This is a genomic window from Pseudomonas sp. PGPPP1, from assembly GCF_002255865.1.
Taxonomy (GTDB): Bacteria; Pseudomonadota; Gammaproteobacteria; order Pseudomonadales; family Pseudomonadaceae; genus Aquipseudomonas; species Aquipseudomonas cremoris.
Window position 1 is genome coordinate 218,897 of the sequence record NZ_NKIG01000005.1, and the last position, 6,124, is coordinate 225,020.

A 6,124-nucleotide genomic window follows, 5' to 3' on the forward strand; every position below is an offset into this window, starting at 1 on the left:
CTCGCTCAGAGGTCGAAGTCGTAATCGGCCAGTTGTTTTTGCAAGCGTCGCTCTTCCAGAAGATTGTCGATAGTGCGGCGTTTGCTCAGATTGGTCTTGGCCACTTCTGCCACAGGTGCTTCTGCTCCATCGTCATCCGACTCAACGAGCTCGTCTTCCACTTCCAGTTGTTCTTTGCCAGTGCTCATAAGGTTCACTCCGGGCTAAGACTGCCGTTGGCGCTCCTTATAACGATAATCCATGAAAGGGTAAAAAAGATTTTTTCAATCGGCTGATCGAGAAAACCAATGATCCTTCAATCGTCAGAAGTCTTCTCCTTGAATTCGCACAGGTCTTCGATGCGACAGCTCCCGCAGCGCGGCTTGCGCGCCTGGCAAACGTAGCGTCCGTGAAGGATCAGCCAGTGATGGGAGTCGAGCAGATACGGCTTGGGTACAAATTTCATCAGCTGCTTTTCCACTTCCACCACGTTCTTCCCGCGGGCAATGCCGGTGCGATTGCTTACCCGAAAGATATGAGTGTCCACGGCCATCGTCAGTTGGCGAAAAGCGGTGTTCAATACCACGTTCGCGGTTTTACGACCTACACCCGGCAGGGCCTCCAGTGCTTCGCGGGTTTGCGGTACCTCGCTGCCATGCAGTTCTACCAGGAGGCGGCAGGTCTCGATAACGTTCTTGGCCTTGCTGTTATATAAACCGATGGTCTTGATGTATTCAGACAAGCCTTCCACGCCGAGGGCATAGATGGCTTCAGGTGTATTGGCTACCGGATACAGTTTGGCCGTGGCCTTGTTCACGCCAACGTCCGTGGACTGGGCCGACAGAATCACCGCAATCAGCAACTCAAACGGCGAGGAGTAGGCCAGTTCCGTCTTGGGTTCGGGATTGTCTTCGTGAAGCCTGCGGAAAATTTCCAGGCGTTTTGCGGCGTTCATGGGGCTGATGATTCCTTGCAGGCGGTCAGCGGAATGTCAGAGCGGGAGCAGGATAAACCCGGACGCTATCAATATGGTGTCGTCAGTGGCACGTTACAAGCTACCGGTTACCCACCACCATGGGCATCTACCTGGCGCTGTGCTTCTTCCAGTTTGTGTTGAGCGGCGTTTAGTTCATCCATGCTGGCTTCTGGCTGACGTTGCAGCTTGCTGAGATCGGCACGGGCGTAGGCCAAGGCAGTTTTTAGTTGGCGCAGTTGGCTGTCGATGGGCCGCTTTTGTAGGCGCTGCAAATCCGGCAGAGGTTGTTCGGATATCGCTTCGGCGGTATGCAGGGCCTGATCAGCAGCGGCCAGCGCAGCGCTCAATGTTGCCAGTTGCTGCGGGTCCGCATTCTGGTCCTGGGCCTTTTTCAGTTCGGCGCGGCGCAAGGCCAGTTGGATTTTTGCGCGCTTGAGTTCAGGGTCTTTGGCTGGCGGTGCGGGCGGTGGGCTACTTGCTTGCAGTGCCGCGAGCGCTTGCTCTGCGACTTCGAATTGGTTTTGCAGGACGATCAGCTGCGATTGCTGTTCAAAGGTCGGCGGATGACCGAATGCCTTCAAGGACTTGAGCAACTGCGCACGGCTCATTGCAACGCTGATCTTGGCCTTCTTGATCGCCGCATCATTAGCGGCTTGAAGGGTATTTTCCGCAGTTGCATCAACGGGCGCTGAGCGCTTGGCGCGGGCCAGGCGTTCTGCGAGCTTGAGTTCTTCTTCGCGGTGCAGACGTGCGTTGCGTTGCTCAAATCGGCGCCGAGCACGATCGCGCTTGAGGGCACGCTCACTACGCTCGATATCAGTGTTTGCCAGACCGCCCACGATGGGCAGCACTGTTGCCAGCGGGCGCATCTCGATGCAATCGACGGGGCAGGGCGCCACACACAGGTCACAGCCGGTGCATTCATCAATGATCACGGTATGCATCACTTTGGCGGCACCGACAATCGCATCCACCGGGCACGCCTGGATACATTTGGTGCAACCGATGCACTCAGCTTCACGGATATAGGCAATTTGCGCAGGGGTCTCGCCACGCGTGGTGTCCAGTTCCATCACGGGAACGCTTAATAACTGCGCGAGCCCAGCAATGGTTTCCTGCCCACCGGGCGGGCACTTATTGATTGCTTCGCCTTGAGCAATGCCCTCGGCGTAAGGCTTGCAGCCCGGGTGCCCGCACTTGCCGCATTGGGTCTGCGGCAACAGTGCGTCGATACGTTGAATGAGGTTCATGCAGTGATCATTGGCATGCCGGTTAAACAAACAGAGGCTGATTATCCGACAAGCGAGAAGGGGGGACTAGCTGAAAAAGCCCTGTCGCCGAAACGACAGGGCTGTTTTGCGGGCTTACTTGATGCGTTGACCCGGCTTCGCGCCGCTGTCAGGGCTCAGCAGGTAGATCTCTTCGCCGCCAGGGCCGGCTGCCATCACCATACCTTCGGAGATGCCGAACTTCATTTTCCGAGGCTTGAGGTTGGCGATCATCATGGTCAGGCGGCCATCGAGCTTGGACGGGTCCGGGTAGGCGCTCTTGATGCCCGAAAACACGTTGCGTTGCTCGTCACCGATGTCCAGTGTCAGGCGCAGCAGCTTGTCGGCACCTTCTACGGCTTCGGCCTTGATGATCAGTGCCACACGCAGGTCGACGGCAGCGAACGCGTCGAACTCGATTTCCGGCGACAGCGGGTCCTTGGCCAACTCACCGTTACCGGCAGGCGCCGATTCGCCCGTGTCGGTCTGGCTGGCGACCAGGTCTTCTTTCGAAGCATCGGTCATGGCCTGGACTTTCACCGGGTCGATGCGGGTCATCAGCGGCTTGAACTCGTTCAGCTGATGGTTGCTCAGCAGGGTGGCGTGGTCTTTCCAGGTCAGCGGTGCGACGTTGAGGAACGCTTCCGCATCGGCGGTCAACAACGGCAGCACTGGCTTGAGGAAGATCACCAACTGACGGAACAGGTTGACGCCCGTGGCGCAGATCGCCTGGACTTCCGCCTGCTTGCCTTCCTGTTTGTTCAGCGACCACGGTGCCTTGTCGGCGATCCAGGCGTTGGCGCGGTCTGCCAGGCCCATGATTTCACGCATGGCGCGTGCAAAGTCGCGGGCCTCGTAGGCATCGGCGATGCTTGGCGCAGCGGCCAGGAACGCGTCCGTCAATTCCGGCGCGGCATTCTCTGCCACCAGCAGGCCGGCGTTACCCTTCTGGATAAACCCGGCGCAACGGCTGGCGATGTTGACGACTTTACCCACCAGGTCTGAGTTGACCTTCTGTACGAAGTCTTCCAGGTTCAGGTCCAGGTCATCGACGCCACGGCCCAGCTTGGAGGCGTAGTAGTAGCGCAGGTATTCCGGCGACAGGTGGTCCAGGTAGGTGCGCGCCTTGATAAAGGTGCCACGGGACTTGGACATCTTCTGGCCGTTGACAGTCAAGTAGCCGTGCACTGCGATGCCGGTCGGCTTGCGGTAGCCCGAGCCTTCGAGCATCGCCGGCCAGAACAGGGCGTGGAAGTTGACGATGTCCTTGCCGATGAAGTGGTACAGCTCGGCGGTAGAATCCTTGTTCCAGAACGCGTCGAAGTCCAGCTCCGGCGTGCGATCGCACAGGTTCTTGAAGCTGGCCATGTAGCCGATTGGCGCATCCAGCCACACATAGAAATACTTGCCCGGCTCGCCCGGAATCTCGAAGCCGAAGTACGGCGCATCGCGGGAGATGTCCCACTGTTGCAGGCCGCTGTCGAGCCATTCGGCGAGCTTGTTGGCCACGGCGTCCTGCAGGGTGCCGCTGCGGGTCCAGGCTTGCAGCATCTGCTGGAAGTCCGGCAGCTTGAAGAAGAAGTGCTGGGAATCCTTGAGCACCGGGGTAGCGCCAGAGATCGCCGACTTCGGATTCTTCAATTCAGTCGGTGCGTAGGTCGCACCGCATTTCTCGCAGTTGTCGCCGTACTGGTCTTCGGTGCCGCATTTGGGGCAGGTGCCCTTGATGAAGCGGTCGGCCAGGAACATTTTCTTTTCCGGGTCGAAATACTGGGTCACCGAACGCTGGTCGATGTGCCCAGCTTCCTTTAGACGCAGGTAGATCTGGCTCGACAACTCGCGGTTTTCCTCGGAGTGGGTCGAGTGGAAATTGTCGAAATCCACCAGGAACTCGGCAAAGTCGGCGCTGTGTTCAGCCTGCACGTTGGCGATCAGTTGTTCCGGGGTGATGCCTTCCTTTTCGGCGCGCAACATGATGGCCGAACCATGGGCGTCGTCCGCGCAGACATAGATGCATTGATTGCCGCGATGCTTCTGGAAGCGCACCCACATATCGGTCTGGATGTACTCAAGCATATGGCCAAGATGGATGGAACCATTGGCATAGGGCAGGGCGCTGGTGACGAGGATCTTGCGTGGCTCGGACATGGGGCTCGGCTACTTGATGAAACGGAGGTCGGCCACTATAAAGCGCCGGGAAATATATTTCACCCCGTCGCGAGGTTTCCGCTTCTTCAAAGCATGCCGCTGGGCGGCCGGAACGGTTAGGATAGCCGCCTGTTTCAGTCAGTCTTTTTTCGGGAGTAGCCCATGAGCGCCGTCAATCGCGCAGCGGTGGAAGCCGTTCTTCGCCAGTACACCGACCCCTATTTGAACCAGGACCCGGTCAGTGCCGGCTGTGTACGTACCATCGAGGTTCAGGGCGACCAGGTCTCGGTCCAGCTGGAACTGGGCTATGCCGCAGGCCTGTTCAAGAGCGGTTGGGCGCAAATGCTGCAAATGGCCATTGAAGGTCTGGACGGCGTGCGCTCGGCCAAGGTCGACATTCAGTGCGTGATTGCTCCGCACAAGGCCCAGGCGCAGATCCCTGGCCTGGCCAACGTCAAGAACGTGGTCGCCGTGGCGTCCGGCAAAGGCGGCGTGGGCAAATCCACCACTGCGGCCAACCTGGCCTTGGCGTTGGCGCGTGAAGGCGCGCGCGTCGGCATTCTCGACGCCGATATCTACGGCCCGAGCCAGGGCGTGATGTTCGGTATCGCCGAAGGCACACGACCGAAGGTCAAGGACCAGAAATGGTTTGTGCCGATCGAGTCCCTGGGTGTGGAAGTCATGTCGATGGCTTTCCTGACCGACGACAACACCCCGATGGTCTGGCGCGGGCCTATGGTCTCCGGTGCCTTGTTGCAACTGGTCACTCAGACGGCCTGGGGCGACCTGGACTACCTGGTGATCGATATGCCACCCGGCACCGGCGATATCCAATTGACCTTGGCGCAGAAAGTCCCGGTGGCCGGTTCGGTGATCGTCACCACGCCCCAGGACCTGGCGCTGCTCGACGCCAAGAAAGGCGTCGAGATGTTCCGCAAGGTCAATATTCCGGTACTGGGCGTCGTGGAAAACATGGCGGTGCACATCTGCTCCAATTGCGGCCATGCAGAGCATCTGTTCGGCGAAGGCGGCGGTGAGAAGCTCGCGACCCAATACGGTGTTGAACTGCTGGCCTCGTTGCCGCTGTCAATGCTGATCCGCGAGCAGGCCGACGGCGGCAAACCTACCGTGGTCGCCGAGCCGGACAGCCAGATCGCCATGATCTACCAGGAACTGGCCCGCCATGTGGGGGCGCGTATTGTCCTGCAGGAAGCCGCGGCGCCAGCCATGCCGACGATAACTGTCAGCGACGACTGAGTGAGAAAAGGTGCTTGTTACGCTTTTACGCAATTGCTGGTGTAAGCATTCGCTTACTTTTTCGTAAGTGAATGGTTTTTTCGGCCGACAAGAGCGGCTCGAAAGAACGAGAGATTTTTCTATCCATTTGAAATATAACAAATATTTATCGTCGTTCTTGTCCGCTAGGCTGTCAGTTCTTAAGTTGCATCCCGTTGAACTTCTTTTGGAACTCTTTAAGATCAGCCCTGTGTCCACGGATTGACACAGCCATCAAGGAACGATGGTTTGAAGGAACGTCGCAGGAAGCGATTCATCAGGATGATGAAAAGGAATACAGGGACTAGGGAAAAAATGTGGGCGGGTCAAACCGCCCCTTTTTTTTGCCCGTGTCTCGTCCTGAATAAGGTTTACACCTTCTGACCCAATCTCAGGAGGGCGTAATGAATGCAGGAAAAAGGCGCAGTCAGCGTGATTACTCGCTGACCTTTAAATTGTCCGTCGTCGACCAGGTCGA

5 protein-coding genes are annotated in these 6,124 nt (G+C 58.0%); 1 reads left to right on the forward strand and 4 read right to left on the reverse strand.

Translation table 11 applies throughout. The features are described 5' to 3' along the window. Positions 1-5 precede the first annotated feature (5 nt). From CFE47_RS09615 to metG, 4 genes are all read right to left on the reverse strand, one after another. On the reverse strand, positions 6-188 hold the full coding sequence (locus tag CFE47_RS09615; RefSeq protein ID WP_185707584.1) for a PA3496 family putative envelope integrity protein: 183 nt from the start codon (positions 186-188) through the stop codon (positions 6-8). 107 nt (positions 189-295) lie between these two features. Beyond that, on the reverse strand, positions 296-934 hold the full coding sequence (nth, locus tag CFE47_RS09620; protein ID WP_185707582.1) for an endonuclease III: 639 nt from the start codon (positions 932-934) through the stop codon (positions 296-298). A 107-nt stretch (positions 935-1,041) separates the two neighbouring features. After that, the gene (gene rsxB, locus CFE47_RS09625; protein WP_286836503.1) at positions 1,042-2,205 is read right to left on the reverse strand and encodes an electron transport complex subunit RsxB; all 1,164 of its coding nucleotides are present in this window, start codon (positions 2,203-2,205) and stop codon (positions 1,042-1,044) included. 114 nt (positions 2,206-2,319) lie between these two features. After that, entirely contained in the window at positions 2,320-4,371 is a 2,052-nt protein-coding gene (gene metG, locus CFE47_RS09630; RefSeq protein ID WP_286836504.1) for a methionine--tRNA ligase, read from the reverse strand. A 162-nt stretch (positions 4,372-4,533) separates the two neighbouring features. On the opposite strand from metG, the gene apbC reads away from it, so the two are divergent. Further along, the gene (apbC, locus tag CFE47_RS09635; protein ID WP_286836505.1) at positions 4,534-5,628 is read left to right on the forward strand and encodes an iron-sulfur cluster carrier protein ApbC; all 1,095 of its coding nucleotides are present in this window, start codon (positions 4,534-4,536) and stop codon (positions 5,626-5,628) included. Positions 5,629-6,124: the final 496 nt, after the last annotated feature.

Excerpts from the sequence above, each read along its gene's own strand:
- CFE47_RS09615 (WP_185707584.1), bottom strand. The coding sequence starts at position 188 with ATGAGCACTGGCAAAGAACAACTGGAAGTGGAAGACGAGCTCGTTGAG.
- nth (WP_185707582.1), bottom strand. The coding sequence starts at position 934 with ATGAACGCCGCAAAACGCCTGGAAATTTTCCGCAGGCTTCACGAAGAC.
- rsxB (WP_286836503.1), bottom strand. The coding sequence starts at position 2,205 with ATGAACCTCATTCAACGTATCGACGCACTGTTGCCGCAGACCCAATGC.
- metG (WP_286836504.1), bottom strand. The coding sequence starts at position 4,371 with ATGTCCGAGCCACGCAAGATCCTCGTCACCAGCGCCCTGCCCTATGCC.
- apbC (WP_286836505.1), top strand. The coding sequence starts at position 4,534 with ATGAGCGCCGTCAATCGCGCAGCGGTGGAAGCCGTTCTTCGCCAGTAC.